This window comes from Arthrobacter sp. P1_B4, from assembly GCF_056406555.1.
This window is the reverse complement of sequence record NZ_JBFTZW010000018.1, coordinates 30,513-51,483: the sequence shown is the minus strand read 5'-3', so window position 1 is coordinate 51,483 and position 20,971 is coordinate 30,513. Positions and strand designations below refer to the sequence as shown.

The window sequence follows — 20,971 nt, the reverse complement described above, 5'->3', positions numbered from 1 at the left end:
GCCGCGTTCGGTCTGCGGCCAGGTCGATGCCGGTCGCGGCCTCAGGTGTCGTGGAAGCCCGTCCGGCAGCAGGGTAATCGGCGCGCCTTAGCCCTTACCCTTCCCTTTGTCCTTCGACTTCCCCTTTCCGGCCGGGGCCGGGGCCGGGGCGACGGCGGCCGGGGCCGTCCGCGCGGCAGCGACCTGGGCTGCTGCCTGGGCCGCGGCAGCCTGTTCAGCCGCTGCTTTGTTGGCTGCCGCCTTGTCAGCCGCTGCTTTTTCTGCAGCCTTCCGGGCCGCCTCGGCCGCCTGCTGCGCGGTAAGGTCCGCCCGGACGGCGTCAATCGATGACTTGATGCTCTGGTGGCGTCTGAAGGACACCTCGCCGCTCGCGGCGACGGCATCCAGCCGGGTCAGCAGCTCGTCAAGGTGCTTCAGGGAACCCTCCGGGTCGTTGGCGGCTGCAGCCTCGCTGACTGCCAAGACTTCGGATTGAAGTTGACGGGCCGCGGCGCTGCCCAGTTCGGGGGCGGGGGAGCCGCAGCCGGCCAAAGTCCCGGCGGCCAGCAGTCCGGCGAGGAGGCTTGCGGACACCCGATACCTCACCCCGCCGCGGTCTTGCCCGGCGGTTCGCGAATCGCTCATGGTTCCACGCCCTTCTGCAGTTCCTTCAGGTGATCGCCGAGCGGTCCGGTGACGGTGGGGTAGGGGACGACGTCGGGCGCCGCGGGGGCGGACAGGGCGACCGCGATCGTCGCCACGACGGCAAGGACTGCCAGCGCGGCGAGCAGCACGGCCACGCGGGTGCGGGGCCGGGCCCGGAGGAACCATGCGGCCCCGCGCGACAAGGAGCGGCGGCGGCGGGGCCGCAGCGGCAGGGCATCCGGGTCCAGCGAGTTCAGGGGGCGTGTTCTCGACGCCGCAGCCGGTGCGACTCCGGGCCTGGGTGGGCGGGGCCGCCTTGCCGGCGGGGCCGGGAGGACCCGGGTGGGTTCCGCTGTGACCGGTCCCGGCAGCGATCCGGGGGAAACGAGGGCCACACGGAAGGCTGCCTCGAGATCGGCGGCCGCGGGGCGGTCCAACGGGTCCAGGACGGTCATGGCCTGGATGAGCCGGGCCCACTCCTCGGGCACGGCGTCCGGAATGACGGGGGCGCGGTGCAGGCGGGCCACGGCGGATTCGACGGCGCTGCCCGGGTACTCCACCTCGCCCTTGAGGCATTCGAGCAGGACCAGGCCCAGCGAGTAGATATCGCTCGCGGGACCGAGGTCGGCACCGCGGGCCTGTTCGGGACTGAGGTAGGCGGCGGTTCCCACCATGGTTCCCGTGGCCGTCAGCCGGGTCCCGTCGATGATCCGGGCGATGCCGAAGTCTGTGAGCTTGGGCCGAAGCGGCTCTCCCGGCCGGACCGGCACCAGGAGGATGTTGGCGGGCTTGATGTCCCGGTGGACGATGCCGAGGCCGTGGACGTAGGCGAGGGCATCGGCGATCCCGGCGCCGACGACGGCCAACTCGGCCAGCGGCAGGGGACTGTGGCGGATCCGGGTCCGCAGATCCTGGCCGTCCACGAGCTCCATGGTCAGGAAGGGCCGCGGCTCCTCGGGAATCCGGGTGTCCGTCCCGGCGTCGAACAGCGTCACCAGGCTTGGATGATTCAGGGTGGCCAGCAACTCGATCTCCGCTTCCTGGCGGCGAAGCTCGTCGGGATCGGCCGATTGCGGTGCAAAGAGTTTCAGGGCAACGTCCCGGCCAAGGTTCAGGTCCTTGGCCGTGTAGACCGACGCCATGCCGCCCCGGCCAATCACCTCCCCCAGCTGGTAGCGGCCGCCCAAGGGCTCCGCCGTGATGCTGTTGGGCGAACTGTTCACAATGTCCCCGTATCTTCCGTGTGCGCACCGACGGCGCACCTAAAGAATGATAAGGGTAATTAGTATCCGCTTCTGTTCAGAGGGGACCTCCGGTCCCGGCGCCGAAGCGTATTCCCTCACCGGACGCCCCGCGGACGCCCCTCCGCCGGAGCATGCCGTTGGGTCCCCCAGCGGACCCAACGACCTCGCTCCGGCGGTACAGGACCGTGATGGGAGCGGTGGCATGCGCTAGGGCGGGCGGGGCTTGCAGCCGGGTCTCGGCTGCGGACCGGAGCGCTCCGGGCGGGCAGGCGCTGCGGGGGTCAGGCTGGCGGGAATTGGGGTGCCGGAAGCCCGGCGGTGGACGGTCGTGTCCATGGGGGATTCTCCTGGGTGACTGTTGGCGGGCGGCGAAGGCAGCCCGACGGGCCGTGCTCTGTGGAGGCAGAGACGGCCCGACTAGTCAGGGGAAGAACCGGGATCAGCGCTAACGGCTGCGTACTCGTGCTGGAGCGGTCCGCCGATGGCGTCGGCCCCGATGGTGGGCAGGTAGAAGACCAGGCTGGGCATCCACGCAGCCGTTCCGGCAGGCCCGCCGCCGGAGTGCCCGCTGCCGGACCCCGAGCCCGGAGCCGGTGGGAGTGCGTCAGGCGCAGGCAGTCCCGTTCCGCCATGCCATGGGCCCGGACCCGGGTTGCCGGAGGGAGCCGGCGGTTCACCGGTCCCGGCGGGGGCCTTGGCCGGCGGGGCAGCGCCGGACTGGACAGCTGCCGCGCCCCGGGGTTCAGGGATCAGCAAAGCGGGGTAGGCAACCGTGGCACCGGGGGAAGGAGATGCCGGGAAGGGACGGGCCGCCACGGTGCCGGTGGGAGCAGGCGCCTGCAGTTGAGCTGGTGCTGCGTTGGCGGCGGTTGCCTTTGCGGCGGCCGCCGGTGCCGATTCGCCATCGACGGCGGCCGGCGTCCCCGCCGGCGATCCCGCCGCGACGTCGCCGCCTGGAACGGTGCCGCCTGGAACGGTGCCGCCTGGAACGACGCCGTCTGGTGGCCCGGCCGCCGGGTCGCCGGGGAGCGGAGCTGCTGGCTCCGGAACCGGGGCCGCGGGGTCGCCGACCGGCGGATCGACGCCGGGAACCGGTACCGCAGGGTCCACCACCGGCGGAACAACACCGGGAACCGGAATCGCAGGGTCCAGCACGGGCCCGGTTGCCGGCGGGGTGACTGCCGGCGCAGGGAGCGAAGGGTCAGGGAGCGCCGGGGAGGGGAGTGCCGGGTCCGGTGCCGCCTGCCCAGGGGCGGCGGGCGGTGGCGCGTCGGGAACCGCCGGGTCAGGGGCGGTGTCCGTGGGCCCGTTCGGGTCGGCAGGAACGACGTCGGCGGAAGCTACAACCGGCCCCGGAACAGTGCCCGCCGCCCAGGTGCCCGCCGGGACCGCGGGGAGGTCCACGGAAACCACGCCGTCGAGGGAGGGAACAGGGAGGTCGTCGGCGTCCGTACACGAGGCGGCGGCCGCGCTCTCGCCGGCGCCGTCGGCTGTCCCGTAGAACGCGCAGGCGTCGTCCGCCTGCGCAGCCGTGCAGGTCAGTGTCAGCCACGCGGCGCCGGCGACGGCGGCCAAAAGCACGCGGCGCAAGKGGCGCAGGGGGCGCAGGGGGCGCAGGGGGCGCAGGGTGCGGCCCGCGCGGGAGGACGCTGCTGCAGGATCCATGCGCGCACCCCCGCTCCCGGAAGACTGGACAATTGCCTACAGGGTAAGTCGGCCTCAACAGGAGAGTCCAGAGCGGGGCCGAAACTGTAGGCATACCGAGACACTTGGAATGCGCCGGGTCCGTTGTCTGGGGCGAGGAAAGTGGRAGGCGGTTAGTGGGCGTCGTTGGGGTAGCTCACGCCGAGCTGCGCGCGTACGCCGTCGAAAAGCCGCATGGTGTTCAGGGAGTCCTCCAGCGGCATGACCGGGCTCTCGGTGAGGCCCTGCTGGATGCACCGCGTGACCTCCCGGAGCTCGTAAGTGTAGCCACGTCCCACCACCGTGAACTGCTCCGTCCGTGGCCCCTCGAAGCCGATCCGGACCAGCAGTTCCTTCGGGTTGTTGATGGAGCCCGGGCTCTGGAGGTAGCCCTTGGTGCCGGCGACGGTGGCCGTGCGGGGGCCGTAGGCCATCAATGACGAGGTCAGTTGGGCCTGGGCGCCGTGGTGGTAACCGAGCGTCAACGCATTCTGGGCGTCGACGCCGTCGTCGTTCAGCCAGCCCGTGGCGCTGACCGTTTGCGGGAACCCCAGGGTGCCGAGCGCCCAGAGCAGGGGATAGACCGTCATGTCCAGCAGGGCGCCGCCACCGTCCTTGGGTGCCCAAAGCCGGGAACCGGGCGAGTACGGCGCCGGAAAGCCGAGGTCGGCGCCGACCCATTTCACCTCGCCGATCTCGCCCGAGGCAGCGATCTCGAACGCCCGCTGCATGCTGGGCAGGAACCGGCTCCACACCGCCTCCATCAGGAAGACTCCGTTGGTCCGGGCCGCCGCGATCAACTCGGCTGCTTCCCGGGCATTGATCGTGAGGGCCTTCTCGCACAGCACGTGCTTGCCGGCGTTGAGGGCGGCGAGGGCTATCTTGTGATGGTGGGCGTGCGGGGTGGCGACGTAGACGACGTCGACGGCGTCATTGGCGAGCAGGCGGGCGTAGCCACTCGCGCCGTTCTGGTCACCGTAGGCGTGGACAAAGCCGTAGTCGGCCGCGAACGCGTCCGCGGCCGCCTGTGTGCGGGAGCTGACGGCGTACAGTTCCGCATCCGCCAGCAGCCCAAGGTCGCGTGTGACCGAAGCGGCGATCCCGCCGGTGGCGATGACGCCCCAGCGCAGCCTGGCGCCGGTGGCTGTGCGGGGATCCTGGTCCGGCTGGCTGAACAGCCACGGCTTTGCGATGAGGGCAGACATGGTGCCATCTTCTCACCCAGGGGCGGGCGGGCCGCAGTGTTGACGGCCCTGGCATGGCGGAGGTTCGACGCGGAGATCCAGTCTCACGAAGTTCAGCCCCGGCGGCTCGACGCCGGAGCCGCGGGCGGGCCCCCAAGGCCTGCCCGCAGCTCCGACGCCTAAGCCCCCGCAGCTCCGCCGCCGAAGCCCCCGCAGCCGGGCGGACCACAGGGGGTCGGCCGCGGCTGGAGTTCAGCAGCCGGTACTCAGCCGGCCGGTCCTCAGGGGGTCGGCCGCGGCTGGAGTTCAGCAGCCGGTCGGTCCTCAGCCGGTCAGGGCCGCCGCCGCACGGGTCCGGGCCGGTTCCTCCGTGAGCCGGCCCTGCTGGAGCCGGAAGCGCCGGTCCGTCTTGTTGGCCAGGGCACGGTCGTGGGTGACCACCAGGATGGTGGTGTTGTGGTCCCGGCTGAGCGTGCTGAGCAGTTCGATGATGTGCTCGCCGGTCTGTTCGTCCAGGTTGCCGGTGGGTTCATCGGCCAGGATCAGTTTGGGTTCGTTCGCCAGGGCCCGGGCGATCGCCACCCGCTGCTGCTCGCCGCCGGAGAGCCGGTTGATGCGCCGCCCGTGCTTGTCCGGATCGAGCTGGACCTGTTCGAGCAGCTGCCGGGCCCGCTCGGCGCGCGCCGCCTTGCGCACGCCGGCGAATTCCATCGGCAGCATCACGTTGTCCACGGCCGAGAGGTTCGGGATCAGGTTGAACTGCTGGAACACGAAGCCGATGTCCCGGCGCCTGTAGTTGGTCAGTTTCCCGTCGGGCATGCTGGCCAGGCTCACGCCGTTGACCACCACGTCGCCGCTGGTGGGCTTGTCCAGCGCACCGAGCAAGGAGAGCAGGGTGCTCTTGCCGCTGCCGCTCTTGCCCACGATCGAGGCCAGCGTGCCCTGCCCGAGCTCGAAGCTGACATCGTTGACCGGCTTGATGGTCCGGTCGCCGGACTTGAACGTGCGGACCAGGTTCTTGACTTCGATCATGGCTATTCTCCTCGGAGGACTTCGATGGGACGGATCCGGGCGGTGAGCAGGGCCGGGACGAGCGCGCCGATGATGGCGACGCCGAAAACTGCGGCGATGCCCGCGGCGATGACGCCGGGGGAGGCGCTCGCCGTCACGGAGGTCAGCAGCTGGCTGGCCCCGCCCAGCGGTCCGCCCGCCCCGCCCGGGAACCCGCCCCCGGGAAAGCCGCCAGCGCCGCCGCGCTGGCCGGTGGCCGCCGCGCTCGTGCTGCTGCTTGAACTGATGAGGGCGCTGGCGATGCCGCCGCTGGCAAGGGAGGCGACGGCGGCGCCCACCACGCTGCCCATGGCCACCAGCACGAGGGCCTCCAGCACAAACTGCAGGCCGATGGTGCGGTTCGGGGCGCCGATGGCCTTCAGGACACCGATCTCGCGGCGTCGTTCGCGGACCAGCATGACCATGATCAGGAGGATGATCAGGCCGGCGGTGCCAAGGGCCGCGACGAAGGCGATGAAGGAAATGTTCTTGACGCTGTCCAGCGAGCTGACGGCGGTCTCAAGGTTCCGCTGGCCCTGGGTGACGTCGGCCTTGTCGGAGCCCAGCGCCGTCTGCAGGGCGGTCTTGGCGGCGTCGACGTTTTCCATGCTATTGACCGTGACGATCATGGTGGAGAGTTCGTCCGGGAGCGCGGCGAGGGTCTGGGCGGTCGGCAGCGTCACGTAGAGCGCATTGTTGCCGAACGCGGTCCCGGCGTCGAACAGCCCCTGGACGGTGAAGGTTTTATCACCGATGGTGAACGTCGAGCCCACGCTGAGGCCGTTCTTGGTGGCCAGGGTGGTGCCCAGCAGGGCGCCGGTGGACGCGGCGGTGTAGTTGCCCAGGCCGGTGCCCTGCGTCAGCTGCAGGGCCTTGCCGGTGGAGTCCATCTCGGCGCCGATGCCCGTTGCCGTGATGGGCAGCGAGAACGCCGGCGCGGCCTGCGCGGTGCTGCCGGTAGTGCCCGAGGTGCTGCTTCCGGAGGCACCGGTACTGGCTTGGTTACGGTTGCCGAGGGTGCCGGCGTCGACGGCGGCCGTGAGGCTCGTGGTGACGGAGGTGGCCGACTGGCCGCCGGGGCCGCCTTGGCCTGTCCGTCCTGACGCGGCCTCGGCGGCCATGTCAGCGGCGTTGCGCAGGCGCAGCGCCTTGGTGCCGACCACGCTGCTGACGTTGGGGACGGCCGCCGCCGTGGCTGCCTGGGCGGACGTCAGCGGCTCGCCGCCGCCCTCGAACCCCTGGCCGCCGGCGGGGTTCACGGTCAGGACCGTGCCCACCGAGGCGTTCAGCTCGGCAACCTTGCCGGTGACGGCCTGGTTGGCCACGAGCATGGCCAGGGCAAGTCCAATGGCTACGGCCAGCACCGCCACCACAGCGGCGGTCCTGACCTTGTTTCGAAAGGCGTTGCCTACACTCCGGGCAAGAACGCTCACGGTGCTCCTAATTTTTCTTGGGTGTCTATGGGGGATCTCTTGCCGGACCCGATGCCCGGCGCTGGTCCCACAGTGGTACGGGCCGCTGTGCGAACCTCCCCGGGGAGCTATGGATCTGCTGTGAAGCCGATTGCCGCAGGCAAGGTCCCAGGCAATGTCACTGCCAAGGTCCCAGCCGGGACACCACGGCCGCGCACCACCGCCAACGCAAGAGCCCCGGCCCTCCCTTGCGGGAGAGCCGGGGCTCTGTACTCTGGTGCGGCCGGTGAAGCGGTCGCCCAGATAAGGAACTACTGCTTGGTGATCGGTCCGAGTACTGGATCGTTCTCGTAGGCCGTGTGGACGTTGTCCTTGGTTACGATGACCGGCTCCAGCAGGTACGCCGGAACAACCTTGACCGTGTTGTTGTAGGACTTGTCGTCGTTGATCTCCGGCGTCTTGCCTGCCTGGACGTCGTTGACCATGACGATCGAGTGCTCAACGAGCGCGCGGGTGTCCTTGTTGATGGTGGAGTACTGCTCGCCCGCCATGATGGACTTGACCGACTCAACCTCGGAGTCCTGGCCCGTGACAATCGGAAGCGGCTTGCCGGCGGCCTTGACGGAGGTCAGGATCGCGCGGGCAATGGTGTCGTTCGGGGACAGCACGCCATCGAGGGCTGCGGTGCCGTAGGTTCCGGCGAGGAGGGTGTCCATGCGCTTCTGGGCGTTTTCTGCCTTCCAGCCCTGGGTCACAGCCTGCTCGAAGCTCGTCTGGCCGGAGAGGACCTTGAGGGTGCCGTCGTCGATCTTCGGCTTCAGGACGCTCATGGCGCCGTCGAAGAAGACCTTCGCGTTGGCGTCATCAGGGGAACCAGCGAAGAGCTCGATGTTGTACGGGCCTTCCGGCTTCTTGCCCTTCATGCCGTCCAGCAGCGCCTTGCCCTGGAGTTCACCGACCTTGAAGTTGTCGTAGGCCACGTAGTAGTCCACGTTCGGGGTGTTCAGCAGCAGACGGTCGTACGCGATGATCGTTGCGCCGGCGTCCTTGGCCTGCTGGAGCTGGGTGCCCAGCTGTGCACCGTCGATGGCGCCGACGATGATGACCTTGTCGCCCTTGGTGATCATGGCGCTGATCTGGTTCTGCTGCTCCGAGACGCCGCCGTTGGCGAACTGCACGTCCGGCTTGTAGCCGGCCGCCGTCAGGCCGTCGTTGAACAGCTGCTCGGCCAGGACCCAGTTTTCGGAGGTCTTCTGGGGGAGTGCGACGCCGATCGCGGAGCCCTTCGGGAATGCTTCGCCTCCGGTGGAGGAACCGCTGGTGGTTCCGGTGTCGGAACGGCCGCAGGCTGTCAGCGCCAGTGCCGCAATAGCAGCGATTGCTGCTGCCTTTCCTGCTTTACCAATCATTCGCATTGCTTGGTTCACTTTCTTTCGGTGGTGTGCGGAGAATTGTGGGGTTGGGGAACTGGGGGGAGGGGATTAGATTCCCCTCGAGATGACCTCTTTGGTCTGCGTGGTCTCGTCGGCCTTGATCTCGCTGCTGCGGCCGAAGTTCTTCATCAGCATGCCGACGATCGATTTCTTGCCCTGGGTCTTGTTGTAGACGTCGAAGGCGACGGCGATCAGGAGCACGAGGCCCTTGATGATCTGGGTGAGGTCGGCGCCGACGCCGAGCAGCTGCAGGCCGTTGTTCAGTACGGCCATGACCAGGCCGCCGATGATCGAGCCGATCACGGTGCCCACGCCGCCGGTGACGGCGGCGCCGCCGATGAAGACGGCCGCGATGGCGTCCAGTTCCCAGCCGACGCCGTCGAACGGTCCCGAGGCGGTGGAGCGGCCAACGAAGATCATGCCCGCGAGGCCGGCCAGGAAGGACATGTTCATCATGACCAGGAAGTTGACCTTCTTGGACTGGACGCCGGAGAGCTCCGCAGCGTGCCGGTTGCCGCCGACCGCGTAGATATGGCGGCCGATGACGGTCTTGGAGGAGATGAAGCCGTAGACGATGATGAGGACCGCGAGGATCAGGCCCGGCACCGGGAAGGACGTGCCCGGACGGCCGGTGGCGAAGAGGTACGTCGCGTAGAGGATGGCACCGCAGACCAGCACCAGTTTGAGGACCATGACCCAGGCTTCGGGGACCTCGGCGCCGAGCTTCTTGGCGTTGCGGCGGGACCGGATCTCGCTGAAGATTACGAACGCGACGGCGAGCAGGCCGATCAGCATGGTGGGGTTGTTGTAGCCGGTCTTCGGGCCGAACTCGGCCAGGTAGCCGGAGCCGATGTACTGGAAATCCGCCGGGACCGGGATGGTGTTCGACTTGCCGACGAACTGGTTGGCGCCGCGGAAGATCAGCATGCCGGACAGCGTCACGATGAACGCGGGAATGCCGACGTAGGCCACCCAGAATCCCTGCCAGGCCCCGATCAGGACGCCGAGCCCGAGCCCCATCAGGACGCCGATGTACCAGGGCAGGCCCCAGTCGCGGATGAAGAGTGACACGCAGACACCCACGAAAGCCGCGACGGAACCGACCGAGAGGTCGATGTGCCCGGCGATGATGACCAGCACCATGCCGATGGCGAGGATCAGGATGTAGGAGTTGCCGTTGAAGAGGTTGATGACGTTGCCCGATGTGAGCGTGCGGCCCTCCGTGAAAATCTCGAAGAACACGATCAGCGCAACCAGGGCGAAGATCATGCCGAATTGGCGGGTGTTGCCGCCAAAGAGCTTCTTGAGCGCGTTCATTGTTTCAGTCCTTGTGTCCGGGGTGTTCGGATTGTTCTGGTTTGTCCCAAAGGGTCAAGCGGTTTTGCGGGCGGACGTCATGAGTTTCATGAGGCTTTCCTGGCTGGCTTCGTCCTTGTTCAGCACGCCGGTGATGGCGCCTTCGAAAATCGTGTAGATCCGGTCCGAGAGGCCCAGCAGCTCGGGCAGTTCCGAGGAAATGACGATCACGGCCTTGCCCTCGTTGGCCAGCTTCTGGATGATGCCGTAGATCTCGTACTTGGCCCCGACATCGATCCCGCGGGTGGGCTCGTCCAGGATCAGCACGTCCGGGTCGGTGAACATCCATTTCGCCAGCACGACCTTCTGCTGGTTGCCGCCCGAGAGCTTCGCGACGCCTTCCTCCACGGAGGGCGTCTTGGTCCGCAGCGACTTCCGGTATTCCTCCGCGACGGCGTATTCCTTGTTGGCGTCCACCACGAAGTTCTTGCTGATCTTGCGCAGGTTTGCCGAGACGGTGGTGGCCTTAATGTCGTCCAGCAGGTTCAGGCCCAGGGACTTGCGGTCCTCGGTGACGTAACCCAGCCCGGCGTCGATCGCCTGGCGGACGCTCCTGAGCTGCAGTTCCTTGCCGTCTTTATAGACATGGCCCGAGATGAAGCGGCCGTAGGAGCGGCCGAACACGGACCGGGCCAGTTCGGTGCGTCCGGCGCCCATCAGGCCCGCGAACCCGACGATCTCGCCCCGGCGGACAAAGAAGTTGGAGTTCTTGCAGACCAGGCGGTCCTGGATCTGCGGATGCCCGACGTTCCAGTTCTTCACCTCGAAGAGGACCTCGCCGATCTTCGGCTCGTGGTCCGGGAACCGTGATTCCAGGGTCCGGCCCACCATGCCCTTGATGATCCGGTCCTCGTCGACGCCGTCGGCCTTGACGTTCAGGGTCTCGATCGACTTGCCGTCGCGGATGATCGTGATCTCATCCGCGATCTGTTCGATCTCGTTGAGCTTGTGCGAAATGATGATCGAGGTGATTCCGCGGCCCTTGAGACCCAGCATGAGGTCCAGCAGGTGCTGGGAGTCGGACTCGTTCAGCGCCGCCGTGGGCTCGTCCAGGATTAGGAGCTTGACCGACTTGTTCAGCGCCTTGGCGATCTCGACCAGCTGCTGCTTGCCGACGCCGATCTCCTTGATAGGGGTGTCGGGGTCCTCGCGCAGCCCCACCCGGGCCAGCAGTTCGGTGGACCGGGTCCGGGCCTCGGCCCAGTTGATCACGCCGCGCTTGGTGGGCTCGTTGCCGAGGAAGATGTTCTCCATGATGGAGAGTTCGGGGATCAGCGCGAGTTCCTGGTGGATGATCACGATCCCGGCGTGCTCGCTGGCCCGGATGTCCTTGAATTCCTGGACCTCGTTCTGGTACACGATGTCGCCGGTGTAGGTGCCGTAGGGATATACACCCGAGAGCACCTTCATCAGGGTCGATTTCCCGGCGCCGTTCTCACCACAGATGGCGTGGATCTCGCCGGCCTTCACCCGCAGGCTCACATCGGCCAAAGCTTTAACGCCGGGGAATTCCTTGGTGATGGAACGCATCTCGAGGATTAGCGGATCACTGTGCGTGTTGAGGGACGTCATCTGCCCTTACGCCTCCAATGCATGACTTCGTTGTCCGCCCCTGCAAACCGCAGGGCCGTCTGATGGAAAAGTAAACTGGATCACAGCCCTTGTCGTCAAGTCTTTAACGCAACAGCCGCATAACGAAATGGTTAGTTTCGCCGGATTCCGGCGTGCTGGAAGACCAAAGCCGTGGCCCCGAGGGCCTCGGCCCGGTCGCCCAGGGATGACATCGTGAGGGTGGTTGTCTCGCCAATGACCGGCACCGCGTGGCGGATAAGGCCGCGCCGGATCGGGTCCAGCAGCAGCTGGCCAAGGCCCGCCAGGGGGCCGCCGACCACAATGACCTCGGGGTTGATCAGGTTCGCCACGTTGCCCAGCGCGCGCCCGACGGCGAGCCCGGCGTCGTCCACGACACGGAGCGTGGCGGAGTCCTTCTCCAGGGCCTTGCGAACGATGTCCCCGGGCGAGAGCGGCCGGTCCTCGCCGCGGCTCAGGAGCTCGATCATGGTGGTGGTGGAGGCGATGGTTTCCAGGCAGCCGCGGTTCCCGCAGCGGCAGATCAGTCCGTGCTCGTGGATGGTGGCATGGCCGATTTCGCCGGTGATGCCCACGTTGCCGTAGTACGGGACGCCGTTGAGGATCAGCCCCGCGCCGATGCCCGAGCCGATCTTGAGGAACATCAGGTTGCTGATGCCGCTGTGCGGCCCCCAGGTGACCTCGGAGAGGGCGCCCAGGTTGGCGTCGTTGTCCACGAAGACGGGGAGTTCCAGCGCTTCTTCGAGGCGTTTGAGGATGTTGATGCCCACCCATTCGGGCAGGATCGCGCCTTGCGCCACGGTGCCGGTGCGGCGGTCGATCGGGCCGGGAATTCCGACGCCGGCACCCACCAGGGCGCTACGTTCCACACCGCTGTCCGTGAGCAGCCGGTCCAGCACCCCGACGGCGGCCTGGATGCCTTCCTCGGCGTGGTGGCCCAGGGGCAGCAGGACGGACTCTTCGGCGATCACGTGGTAACTCAGCGAGGCCAGCACGACGCGCAGGTGGCGCCGGCCGAAGTCGATTCCGACGGCGACGGCCCCGTTGCTGTTGAGCCGGACGTTCAGGGCGCGCCGCCCGGAACTGGTGATCGGTTCAGTCGAGGCCAGCCCGGCGTCCTGCATGATTTTGACGATGTTCGAGACCGTGGCTGTCGAAAGCCCGGTCTGGCGGGCCAGTTCCGCCTGCGTGGATGGGCCCGCAAGGAGGCATTCAATGATCCGCTGCTGGTTCAAATGCCGGAGGGCGGACTGCGATCCGGGGTTCTTGGTTCGGCTCCTCGTTGAGCGCGTTGGTGAGGGCATGCTATGAAGCGTGACGCATTCACGCCTTGTAGTCAAGAAGTTAACGCAACGATAACGGCCGCGCTGCACGAATGCCGGGGAGAGGGCGGTCAGCACCCGCCGTCTCCGCGGCAAGGACGTTCTGCCCCGCTGGCACGCTGTCCGGGTGGAATTGCACCACACCCCGCGTTCCGGGCCGCGGCTACTCTGGTCGGGAGAGCCCGCCGCGCCCCGCGGAGGCGCCCGGAAACGTGAGGTGGTAATGGTGCTGCTGGCCCTGATGCAGGCGAACTCCGCCGTGCTGGACATCGAGGCGAACTGCGCCGCGGTGGAGGTCGCGGCGCGCAATGCGTCCGCCGCGGGCGCGCAGCTGCTGGTGACCCCGGAACTCTTCCCCGTGGGCTACGCGCCGCGGCGGCTGCGGGAGGCGTTCGATCCCGGCAGGTTGCCCGCGCTCCGGGAAGTCCTGGCCGGCATCGCGCGGCGCAACACCATCGCCCTGGTCTACAGCCTGCCCGCGGTGACGCCGGCCGGCGGGTGGCACATTTCCGCCACCCTGGTCGACGAGGCGGGCGAGGAGCTGCTCAGTTACGACAAGGTGCACCTGTTCGGCCCGGACGAGCGGGCCGCGTTTACGCCCGCCGCGGCTGCCCCCGGCGTCGTGGATTTCCACGGGCACAAAACGGCGCTGGTCATCTGCTACGACATCGAGTTTCCCGAGTCGGCGCGGGCGGCCGCCCTGCGCGGCGCGGACCTGCTGCTGGTGCCTACGGCACTCGCCGGCGGATTCGACGCCGTGCCGCAGGTGCTGATCCGGGCCCGCGCCCTGGAGAACCAGCTGACGGTCGCCTACGCCAATCACACCGGTTCGGAGGATGATTGCGACTTCCGCGGCGGCAGCATCGTCGCGGGCCCGGACGGCTCGGTCCTGGCCGCGGCCGGAGCGGGGCCGGAACTGTTGTTTGCCGAGCTGGGTGAGCCCGGCCGCGCCGCGGCAGACGGCATCGAGGACGCCGTGGACTACCTGCGCGACCGCCGCCCGGAGATCTACCGCTCCTGGGGAGTCTGACCGGCAGCGGACGCCTGACCTGCGCTGGCCGGTGCGCTGGACGCCTGACCTGCGGTGGCCGGGGTGGGCGGATCAGGCTCGGCCTGGTACTGCAGGGCGATCCAGAGTTCCGCGCGCGCCTGGGCCTGGTTGAGGTCAAGGCCCAGCAGCTCAGCGATGATGCCGATCTGCCGGCGGACGCTGTTTCGATGCAGTCCCGTGGCCTTTGCTGTGGCGTCCCAGCTTCCGTTTTCGCCCAGCCAGGCCCGCAGGATGCCGAGCAGGCTGGCGCGGCGCTCCGGCTCGAGGGCGAGCAGGGGTGCCAGCAGATGGCCCGCCAGCAGGGTGCCGGCAGCCGGTCCCAGCAGGCCGGCCACCGACCACGTCACGTCGTCCGCCCGGACGCTCCGGCGGCTCGTGAGAACGCGGTTGCGCAGTGAAGCGGCGTGCCGGTAAGCCTCCGGCAGGTTCGCGAAATCGGTGCCGCTGCCGATCACAAGGCGCCAGCCGAGCCGCTCCACTTCGGCGAGCAGGGCGTCGTCGACCTTTAGCCTGGTGATGGCGGCAAAGCCGTACTCGGTGAGCTCCACCAGCTTGGTGTCGAACAGCCGCCGCCACTCCAGCAGCGCCCGCACCGGAGCCTCGCCCGGTCCGCCCGGGGTCCGGGTGCTGTCCGGGGCGGCGTCAATCCGGACACCCTGCACGACCCGCAGCTGGCCGGACCGGGTGGAGGAGATGCTTTGGGCCAGCAGGTCCTTGAACCCGTTGACATGCCGTGCAGATCCTGAGGCCACGCTCTCCGGGTGCAGCAGCAGCGCCGTGGCCAGCTGGCTCGGGGCCAGGGAGCCGCTGATGCGCTGGCGGACCAGCAGTTCCAGCAGCCCGACCGCGGTGGAGACAACGCTGTTCTGGGCCGGGGTCAGCGGGGCGTCCGTGCCGAGGATGAGCGCACCGAGGTTGGCGTCCCGGGTGCTGCGCAGCGGATACCCGAAGACCAGGGACGAGCCCACGGCGTCGAACGAATCCATCTCCACCCGCGGACCGCTGCCGGCGAGCAGCCTGGCCAGCAGCGGCTGCAGGTCGGCGGAGTCAACTCCCGGCACGGTGCCGGCAGCGGCGCCGGCGCCCTGCGGGCCGGGGGAGGGGCCCGAACCGCGGGCGCGCACCCGCCCGTCGGCGCCGACCAGCACGGCCCAAACCGGGATGCGCTGGACCAGGGCCGCGAGGAGTTCGTGCTCGGGGCGCGCGGACAAGACCGCGCGCATGAGCTGTCGGCTGGTGTCGGCCAGCTGGCGGAAGGTCTTGGCGTTGTCCGACTCGAGGAGCCGGGAGAATTCCAGTCCCAGCGCGGCGAACGGGAGGCTCTCCGGGATGGCGACCAGGGTCAGGTTGTGCTGCCGGCAGGCCCGCACCACGGCATCGGGCACGGAGTCGAAATACGGCTCCAGGCCAAAGCCCAAGGCGCCCACGCGGGCCTGGACCAGGCGCCGCACGTAAGCGTCCACCGCCTCCTCGCTGCCGCCTCCGCCCACGAACGGCAGGCCGGCCGTGAGCAGGAACTCGCCGTCGAGCAGGTAGGGGGTGGGATCCTCCAGTTCGCTGGGCTCCACCCAGCGCAGGCGCTCCTGGCCGTTGCCGCCGTCGTGCACGACGGCCAGTGCAGGCAGCTGGCCCAGGAACTGCGCCAGCGTGACGAAGCCGAGCCGCTCCGGGTCCTCAGCAGCCACGGCCGCGGCCTCCGTGCCGGCCGCCCGGCCGGCGGAGCCCAAGTGCATTAAGTCTCATGAGTGAAGACTATAGGTCTTTTTGCACAACCTTGAGAGGTGGCTCACACGCCTAGGGTTGGTTCGGGAAACCGACCACTACTGAAGATAAGGACGTCAACGATGACTGTGCCAACTCTGATCGGCGAACGCCCGCCGGCGGAAGCCGCCCGTCCCGGGCTCACCGCCCAGCTCCTGCGCCGCAAGCCGATCGGACAGCTGGTCCGCGAGGCCGAGACCGGACACGGCGGCACGCGGCTGGTCCGCAGCTTCGGTGTCCTGCAGCTGACCATGATCAGCGTCGGCGCCACCCTGGGCACCGGCATCCTGGTCATCTTGGGCCAGTCGGTGCCGCTCGCCGGCCCGGCCATCTGGATCTCCTTCGCCATCGCCGGCTTCGCCGCCCTGCTCTCCGCCGTGTCCTACGCGGAAATGGCCGGCCTGGTCCCTGCCGCCGGTTCCAGCTACTCCTACACCTATGCCACCATGGGCGAGGGCATGGCCTGGATCTGCGGCTGGTGCCTGGTGCTCGAATACGCCGTCTCCGTGGCCGCCGTCGCGGTCGGTGCGGGCCAGTATGTCAACGAGGCCCTGGCGGTCTTCGGCCTGGAACTCCCGGACGCCATCTCGCAACCGCCGGGAGCCGGCGGCGTGCTGAACGTGCCCGCAATCGTGATTGTCGCCCTGGCCACCGTGCTGTTGGTCCGCGGCGCCAAGGAGAGCGCCTGGATCAACACGGCGATCGTCCTGGTCAAAGTCGGCATCCTACTGTTCTTCTGCGCCGTGGCCTTCACCGCTTTCAACGGCGGACACTTCGAACCCCTCATGCCGATGGGCGCCGCCGGCGTCTCGGCCGCAGCCTCCCGGGTCTTCTTCTCCTACATCGGCTTCGATGCAGCCTCCACGGCCGGCGAGGAGGCCCGGAATCCCAAGCGCGATCTCCCGCGGGCCATCCTGCTCTCCATGCTGATCGTCACCAGCATCTATGTGCTTGTGGCCGTCGCCGCCATCGGCGCGCGCCCCTGGGGCTGGTTCGACGGTACCGAGGCGGCCCTCGTGAAGATCCTTGAGGAAATCACCGGCCGGCCCTGGGTTGGCGTGGTGTTCGCCGTCGGCGCCGTGCTCGCCATCGCCAGCATCGTGCTGACCGTGCTGTACGGGCAGACCCGGATCCTGCTTTCGATGTCGCGCGACGGCCTGGTGCCCAAGGTCTTCGGCCGGATCTCGGCCCGGACCGGCACGCCGGCTGCCGGAACCCTGATCGTGGGCACCGCCGTCGCACTGACCGCCGGCCTGGTGCCGCTCGGTGCCCTCGCGGACGCGACCAGCATCGGTACCCTGTTCGCCTTCGCCTTGGTCAACGTGGCAGTCATTTACCTGCGGCGGACCCGGCCCGAACTCACGCGCAGCTTCCGCGTCCCGCTCTTTCCGCTGACACCGATTCTCGGCGCCCTCATGTGCGTTTACCTCATGGCCAACCTCGGCGCCGAGACCTGGGCGGTGTTCGGTGCCTGGATGCTTGTTGGCTGTGCCGCCTACTTCGGCTACGGCCGGAAGAACTCCAGGGTGGCTGCGCTGAGCCACGAGGACTACCTTGACCTATCAAGCCGCCACCCTGACAACACCACCACACACGAGGAACTGAAGGCAGAGATCTCATGACCATCGCCACCGAACTTCCGGCTCCCGAACCCGCTGCTGAAGCGGGCGCGGCGCCCGTCACCATGCTGAATCCGGACTTCCCGTTCAGCTACGACCACTACCTCGCCCACCCGGAGGGCCTGGGATCGGTGCCGCCCGAGCTTTACGGGACCGAAGTCGCCGTCGTCGGTGCCGGACTGTCCGGACTGGTGACCGCGTATGAGCTCATGAAGCTGGGCCTGCGGCCGGTGGTCTACGAGGCCGACAGGATCGGGGGCCGGCTGCGGACCGCCAGTTTCCCGTCCGCGCCGGGCATCGTGGCGGACCTCGGCGGAATGCGTTTCCCGGAATCCGGCAAGGCCTTCTACCACTATGTGGACCTGCTCGGGCTGCAGACCAGGGCCTTCCCCAATCCGCTGGCGCCGGCGACCTCCAGCACGGTGATCGAGCTCGCGGGCCAGAAATACTATGCCGAGACCGCGGCAGACCTGCCGCCGTTCTTCCGTGAGGTGGCGGACGCGTGGAAGGCCGCCGTGAACGACGGCGCCGGGTTCGCCGAGATGCAGGACGCCATCCGCGCCCGGGACACAGCCCGGATCAAGGACCTCTGGAACGCGCTGCTCCCCCAGCTGGACGAGCAGACGTTCTATGGCTTCATCGCCGGCAGCGACTCCTTCAAGGAAGCCGGATTCGCCCACCGCGAGGCCTTCGGGCAGGTGGGATTCGGCACCGGCGGCTGGGACACCGACTTCCCCAACTCGATCCTCGAAATCCTTCGGGTGGTCTACACCGACGCCGATGACCGGCACCGGCTCATCGACGGCGGCGCGCAGCGGCTCCCCGAGGCACTGTGGGAGCACGCGCCGTCGGGCATGGCCCACTGGCCGGACGGCACCTCGCTGGCCTCGCTGCACGCAGGCGCGCCGCGCGGCGCCGTGGACCGCATCGCCCGCGACGGCGGCGGCGACTTCCGGATCCGGGAACGCTGGGGACGCGAATCCGCCTACCCGGCGGTGGTGACAACCTGCCAGTCATGGCTGCTCTCGACCCGGATCCACACGGACGAGGCCCTGTTCCCTGCCGAACTGTGGACGGCGATCGAACGCTCCCACTACATGCAGTCCTCCAAGACCTTCGTCATGGTGGACCGGCCGTTCTGGAAGGACATCGACCCGGCCACGGGCCGCGAGGTCCTGTCCATGACGCTGACCGACCGGCTGAACCGTGCCACCTACCTGCTGGACAACGGTCCGGACCAGCCGGCCGTGATCCTGCTGTCCTACACCTGGAACGACGACGCGCTGAAGTGGCTCTCGCTCACCGCGGAGGAACGGGCGGAGCTCATGTTGCACTCGCTGGAGCAGATCTACCCCGGGGTGGACATCGCCAGCCACATCGTGGGCCAGCCGATCACCGTCTCGTGGGAGGCCGACCCCAACTTCATGGGCGCCTTCAAGGCCAACCTGCCGGGACACTACCGCTACCAGCAGCGGCTCTTCACGCACTTCAAGCAGGACGGGCTGCCGGCCGAACAGCGCGGGATCTTCCTCGCCGGCGACGACGTCTCCTTTACCGCCGGCTGGGCCGAGGGAGCCGTCACCACCGGGCTCAACGCAGTCTGGGGCGTGGTCAACCACCTCGGTGGCTCCACCCCCGCCGGGAATCCCGGACCGGGCGAGCTGCTCTCCGAGCTCGGGCCGATCGCCCTGGACTGAGCCGCGCCGGCCCCGGCGCTGTGCTCCTCAGGCGTTGTGAAGTTGGCGGTGCGCGCGTGCCAGTTCCTGGTAGTGGGCGGCGTTGTGCTGGACGCCGGCGAACTCCTCGTCGCTGAGCTCGCGCCGGACCTTGGCCGGAACGCCGGCCACCAGCGAGCGGGGCGGGATGACGGTGCCCTCCAGCACCACGGCGCCGGCGGCGATGAGGGACCCGGCGCCGATCACGGCCCCGTTGAGGATGGTGGCGCTCATGCCGATCAGGCAGTCGTCCTCAACGGTGCAGCCGTGGACCACGGCGCTGTGGCCGACGCTGACCCGCGCCCCGACGGTGCAGGGGAAGCCGGGGTCGGCGTGCAGCACCACGTTGTCCTGCAGGTTGCTGCCGGCGCCGACGGTGATGGCGGCGGTATCGGCGCGGACACTGACACCGTAGAAGGCGCTCGAGTTCTCGGCCAGGGTGGCGTTGCCGATCACGGACGCCGTGGGCGCGACGAAGGCGGAGTCATGGACGGCCGGAGTGGTACCGGCGAATGCGTAGAGGGGAGCCATGCCTCCAGCCTAGGACACACCGCCGCCCCCGTCAGGCGGGGGAGCGGAGTACTGTGAAGCCCTCGCCGCCCCAGCCCGAGGTGCGCGGGTCGCCGGCGCCGCGTGGGTCGGGTGCGGGGAGTATGACGGCGATCGGCGCGCCCGGTTCGGCCACCCGCCCGAGTTCGCGGACGACGTCGTCCCACTGTTCCGGGGGCAGGCCCGCAAGGGCATCCACCGCCCACACCGAGTCAAACGCGGCATCGGCGAACGGCAGGGAAACCGGTCCCGCCACGGAGGCTTCCAGCCCGTGGGATCGGGCGATGTGGATGTTCTCCTCGGACTGGTCAACACCGGTGAAATGGATGCCGGACTGCACAAAGTGCAGCCCGTCGGCGCCCGGGCCGCAATCCAGGCCCAGCACGCCGTGCCGGCCCTCGTTCTTCAACAGCGCCACAAACGATTCGAGCCGGTCCCTGCGGGAGGATTCCATAGCTCCAGTTAATGACCGCTTCTAGTTAAAGACAACCGTCCGGTTGCCGTCGAGCAGGACGCGGTGCTCGGCATGCCACTGCACGGCCTGGGCGAGGGTCCGGCCCTCCACGTCGCGGCCCATCTGGACGAACTGCTCCGCGGTGCGCCGGTGGTCCACCCGGATGACTTCCTGCTCGATGATGGGCCCCTCATCCAGGGCCGCCGTGACGTAGTGCGCCGTGGCGCCGATGAGCTTCACGCCGCGGGCATGCGCCTGGTGGTAGGGCTTGGCACCCTTGAAGGAGGGCAGGAACGAGTGGTGGATGTTGATGGCCTTGCCCGTCAGTTCGGTGCAGAGCTCGTCGGAGATGATCTGCATGTACCGGGCCAGGACTGTGAGCTCGATGTCGTGTTCCTTCATCAGGACCCGGAGGGCGTCCTCCGCCTGGATCTTGGTGTCCGGGGTGACCGGGATGTGGTGGAACGGGATGCCGTAGAACTCCGCCAAACTCTCGAGGTCGCGGTGGTTGGACACGATGGCCGGAATGTCGATCGGCAGGGTTCCGGAGCGCTGCAGGAACAGCAGGTCGTTCAGGCAGTGGGCGGACGTGCTGGCCATCAGCAGGGTGCGGACCTTCCGGCCGGCCGGGTTGAGGCTCCACTGCATCCCGAAGGCCTGCGCCACGGGTTCCAGCGCCGCCTGCAGCTCCGCCTGGGCCGCCGCCGTCGTCGCCTCCACCCGCATGAAGAAGGTGCCCGTTCCCTGGCTGCCGTACTGCTGGGAATCTGTAATATTGCAGCCCGCCACCAGGAGGGCCCCGGCGACGGCGTGCACGATGCCAGGCCGGTCAGGGCAGGAAAGAGTCAGGATGTAGGAGGCAGTCAGGTTCTCATCAGTCACGAGGAACAGCCTACCTGCGCTTCAAGGGCAGTTTTGAAAGGG

The 20,971-nt window shown here is 68.5% G+C and carries 17 protein-coding genes; 3 read left to right on the top strand and 14 right to left on the bottom strand.

Features of this window, described 5'->3' with window-relative positions; translation table 11 throughout:
• Positions 1-87: 87 nt before the first annotated feature.
• The 10 genes from AC1D1W_RS09600 to AC1D1W_RS09555 form a co-directional block, all read right to left on the bottom strand.
• Positions 88-624 (bottom strand): mucin-associated surface protein, encoded by a 537-nt coding sequence (locus tag AC1D1W_RS09600; RefSeq protein WP_476943538.1) that lies wholly within the window; start codon positions 622-624, stop codon positions 88-90.
• Positions 621-1,850 (bottom strand): serine/threonine-protein kinase, encoded by a 1,230-nt coding sequence (locus AC1D1W_RS09595; RefSeq protein WP_476943541.1) that lies wholly within the window; start codon positions 1,848-1,850, stop codon positions 621-623. The genes AC1D1W_RS09600 and AC1D1W_RS09595 overlap by 4 nt, the downstream gene beginning before the upstream one ends.
• A gap of 435 nt (positions 1,851-2,285) precedes the next feature.
• Positions 2,286-3,533, bottom strand: a complete 1,248-nt coding sequence (locus tag AC1D1W_RS09590; protein WP_476943537.1) for a hypothetical protein — start codon at positions 3,531-3,533, stop codon at positions 2,286-2,288.
• A gap of 152 nt (positions 3,534-3,685) precedes the next feature.
• The gene (locus AC1D1W_RS09585) at positions 3,686-4,756 is read right to left on the bottom strand and encodes a Gfo/Idh/MocA family protein (RefSeq protein WP_028277315.1); all 1,071 of its coding nucleotides are present in this window, start codon (positions 4,754-4,756) and stop codon (positions 3,686-3,688) included.
• 303 nt (positions 4,757-5,059) lie between these two features.
• Positions 5,060-5,767, bottom strand: coding sequence for an ABC transporter ATP-binding protein (locus AC1D1W_RS09580; RefSeq protein WP_476943536.1), 708 nt, complete (start codon positions 5,765-5,767; stop codon positions 5,060-5,062).
• Between the two features lie 2 nt (positions 5,768-5,769).
• A complete protein-coding gene (locus AC1D1W_RS09575) occupies positions 5,770-7,218 on the bottom strand; it encodes an ABC transporter permease (RefSeq protein WP_476943535.1) in 1,449 nt (482 codons plus the stop codon).
• A 290-nt stretch (positions 7,219-7,508) separates the two neighbouring features.
• Positions 7,509-8,612, bottom strand: a complete 1,104-nt coding sequence (locus tag AC1D1W_RS09570; protein WP_476943534.1) for a substrate-binding domain-containing protein — start codon at positions 8,610-8,612, stop codon at positions 7,509-7,511.
• Positions 8,613-8,678: 66 nt separating this feature from the next.
• Positions 8,679-9,947 (bottom strand): multiple monosaccharide ABC transporter permease, encoded by a 1,269-nt coding sequence (gene mmsB, locus AC1D1W_RS09565; RefSeq protein WP_243180208.1) that lies wholly within the window; start codon positions 9,945-9,947, stop codon positions 8,679-8,681.
• Positions 9,948-10,001: 54 nt separating this feature from the next.
• Entirely contained in the window at positions 10,002-11,558 is a 1,557-nt protein-coding gene (mmsA, locus tag AC1D1W_RS09560) for a multiple monosaccharide ABC transporter ATP-binding protein (protein ID WP_028277320.1), read from the bottom strand.
• A gap of 131 nt (positions 11,559-11,689) precedes the next feature.
• Positions 11,690-12,880 (bottom strand): ROK family transcriptional regulator, encoded by a 1,191-nt coding sequence (locus tag AC1D1W_RS09555; RefSeq protein WP_028277321.1) that lies wholly within the window; start codon positions 12,878-12,880, stop codon positions 11,690-11,692.
• Positions 12,881-13,121: 241 nt separating this feature from the next.
• On the opposite strand from AC1D1W_RS09555, the gene AC1D1W_RS09550 reads away from it, so the two are divergent.
• Entirely contained in the window at positions 13,122-13,928 is an 807-nt protein-coding gene (locus AC1D1W_RS09550) for a nitrilase-related carbon-nitrogen hydrolase (RefSeq protein ID WP_476943533.1), read from the top strand.
• On the opposite strand, the gene AC1D1W_RS09545 is transcribed toward AC1D1W_RS09550, so the two are convergent.
• Positions 13,907-15,682 (bottom strand): PucR family transcriptional regulator, encoded by a 1,776-nt coding sequence (locus AC1D1W_RS09545; protein WP_476943532.1) that lies wholly within the window; start codon positions 15,680-15,682, stop codon positions 13,907-13,909. The genes AC1D1W_RS09550 and AC1D1W_RS09545 overlap by 22 nt on opposite strands.
• A gap of 111 nt (positions 15,683-15,793) precedes the next feature.
• Here AC1D1W_RS09545 and AC1D1W_RS09540 point away from each other — a divergent pair, with 111 nt between their 5' ends.
• Both AC1D1W_RS09540 and AC1D1W_RS09535 read left to right on the top strand, forming a co-directional pair.
• A complete protein-coding gene (locus tag AC1D1W_RS09540) occupies positions 15,794-17,332 on the top strand; it encodes an amino acid permease (RefSeq protein WP_476943531.1) in 1,539 nt (512 codons plus the stop codon).
• The gene (locus AC1D1W_RS09535; RefSeq protein ID WP_476943530.1) at positions 17,329-19,026 is read left to right on the top strand and encodes a flavin monoamine oxidase family protein; all 1,698 of its coding nucleotides are present in this window, start codon (positions 17,329-17,331) and stop codon (positions 19,024-19,026) included. The genes AC1D1W_RS09540 and AC1D1W_RS09535 overlap by 4 nt, the downstream gene beginning before the upstream one ends.
• Positions 19,027-19,053: 27 nt before the next feature.
• On the opposite strand, the gene AC1D1W_RS09530 is transcribed toward AC1D1W_RS09535, so the two are convergent.
• From AC1D1W_RS09530 to purU, 3 genes are read right to left on the bottom strand one after another with little or no spacing between them, the layout of a single operon-like run.
• Positions 19,054-19,575: a gamma carbonic anhydrase family protein gene (locus AC1D1W_RS09530; RefSeq protein WP_476943529.1), complete on the bottom strand. Its 522-nt coding sequence runs from the start codon at positions 19,573-19,575 to the stop codon at positions 19,054-19,056.
• A 31-nt stretch (positions 19,576-19,606) separates the two neighbouring features.
• On the bottom strand, positions 19,607-20,047 hold the full coding sequence (locus AC1D1W_RS09525; protein ID WP_476943528.1) for a class I SAM-dependent methyltransferase: 441 nt from the start codon (positions 20,045-20,047) through the stop codon (positions 19,607-19,609).
• A gap of 21 nt (positions 20,048-20,068) precedes the next feature.
• Positions 20,069-20,929, bottom strand: a complete 861-nt coding sequence (gene purU / locus AC1D1W_RS09520; protein WP_476943527.1) for a formyltetrahydrofolate deformylase — start codon at positions 20,927-20,929, stop codon at positions 20,069-20,071.
• Between the last annotated feature and the right edge of the window lie 42 nt (positions 20,930-20,971).

What these genes read in the sequence shown, in the direction of transcription:
- AC1D1W_RS09600 (WP_476943538.1), bottom strand. Translation starts at nt 624, where the DNA reads ATGAGCGATTCGCGAACCGCCGGGCAAGACCGCGGCGGGGTGAGGTAT.
- AC1D1W_RS09585 (WP_028277315.1), bottom strand. Translation starts at nt 4,756, where the DNA reads ATGTCTGCCCTCATCGCAAAGCCGTGGCTGTTCAGCCAGCCGGACCAG.
- AC1D1W_RS09580 (WP_476943536.1), bottom strand. Translation starts at nt 5,767, where the DNA reads ATGATCGAAGTCAAGAACCTGGTCCGCACGTTCAAGTCCGGCGACCGG.
- AC1D1W_RS09570 (WP_476943534.1), bottom strand. Translation starts at nt 8,612, where the DNA reads ATGCGAATGATTGGTAAAGCAGGAAAGGCAGCAGCAATCGCTGCTATT.
- mmsB (WP_243180208.1), bottom strand. Translation starts at nt 9,947, where the DNA reads ATGAACGCGCTCAAGAAGCTCTTTGGCGGCAACACCCGCCAATTCGGC.
- mmsA (WP_028277320.1), bottom strand. Translation starts at nt 11,558, where the DNA reads ATGACGTCCCTCAACACGCACAGTGATCCGCTAATCCTCGAGATGCGT.
- AC1D1W_RS09555 (WP_028277321.1), bottom strand. Translation starts at nt 12,880, where the DNA reads ATGCCCTCACCAACGCGCTCAACGAGGAGCCGAACCAAGAACCCCGGA.
- AC1D1W_RS09550 (WP_476943533.1), top strand. Translation starts at nt 13,122, where the DNA reads ATGGTGCTGCTGGCCCTGATGCAGGCGAACTCCGCCGTGCTGGACATC.
- AC1D1W_RS09545 (WP_476943532.1), bottom strand. Translation starts at nt 15,682, where the DNA reads ATGCACTTGGGCTCCGCCGGCCGGGCGGCCGGCACGGAGGCCGCGGCC.
- AC1D1W_RS09540 (WP_476943531.1), top strand. Translation starts at nt 15,794, where the DNA reads ATGACTGTGCCAACTCTGATCGGCGAACGCCCGCCGGCGGAAGCCGCC.
- AC1D1W_RS09535 (WP_476943530.1), top strand. Translation starts at nt 17,329, where the DNA reads ATGACCATCGCCACCGAACTTCCGGCTCCCGAACCCGCTGCTGAAGCG.
- AC1D1W_RS09530 (WP_476943529.1), bottom strand. Translation starts at nt 19,575, where the DNA reads ATGGCTCCCCTCTACGCATTCGCCGGTACCACTCCGGCCGTCCATGAC.
- AC1D1W_RS09525 (WP_476943528.1), bottom strand. Translation starts at nt 20,047, where the DNA reads ATGGAATCCTCCCGCAGGGACCGGCTCGAATCGTTTGTGGCGCTGTTG.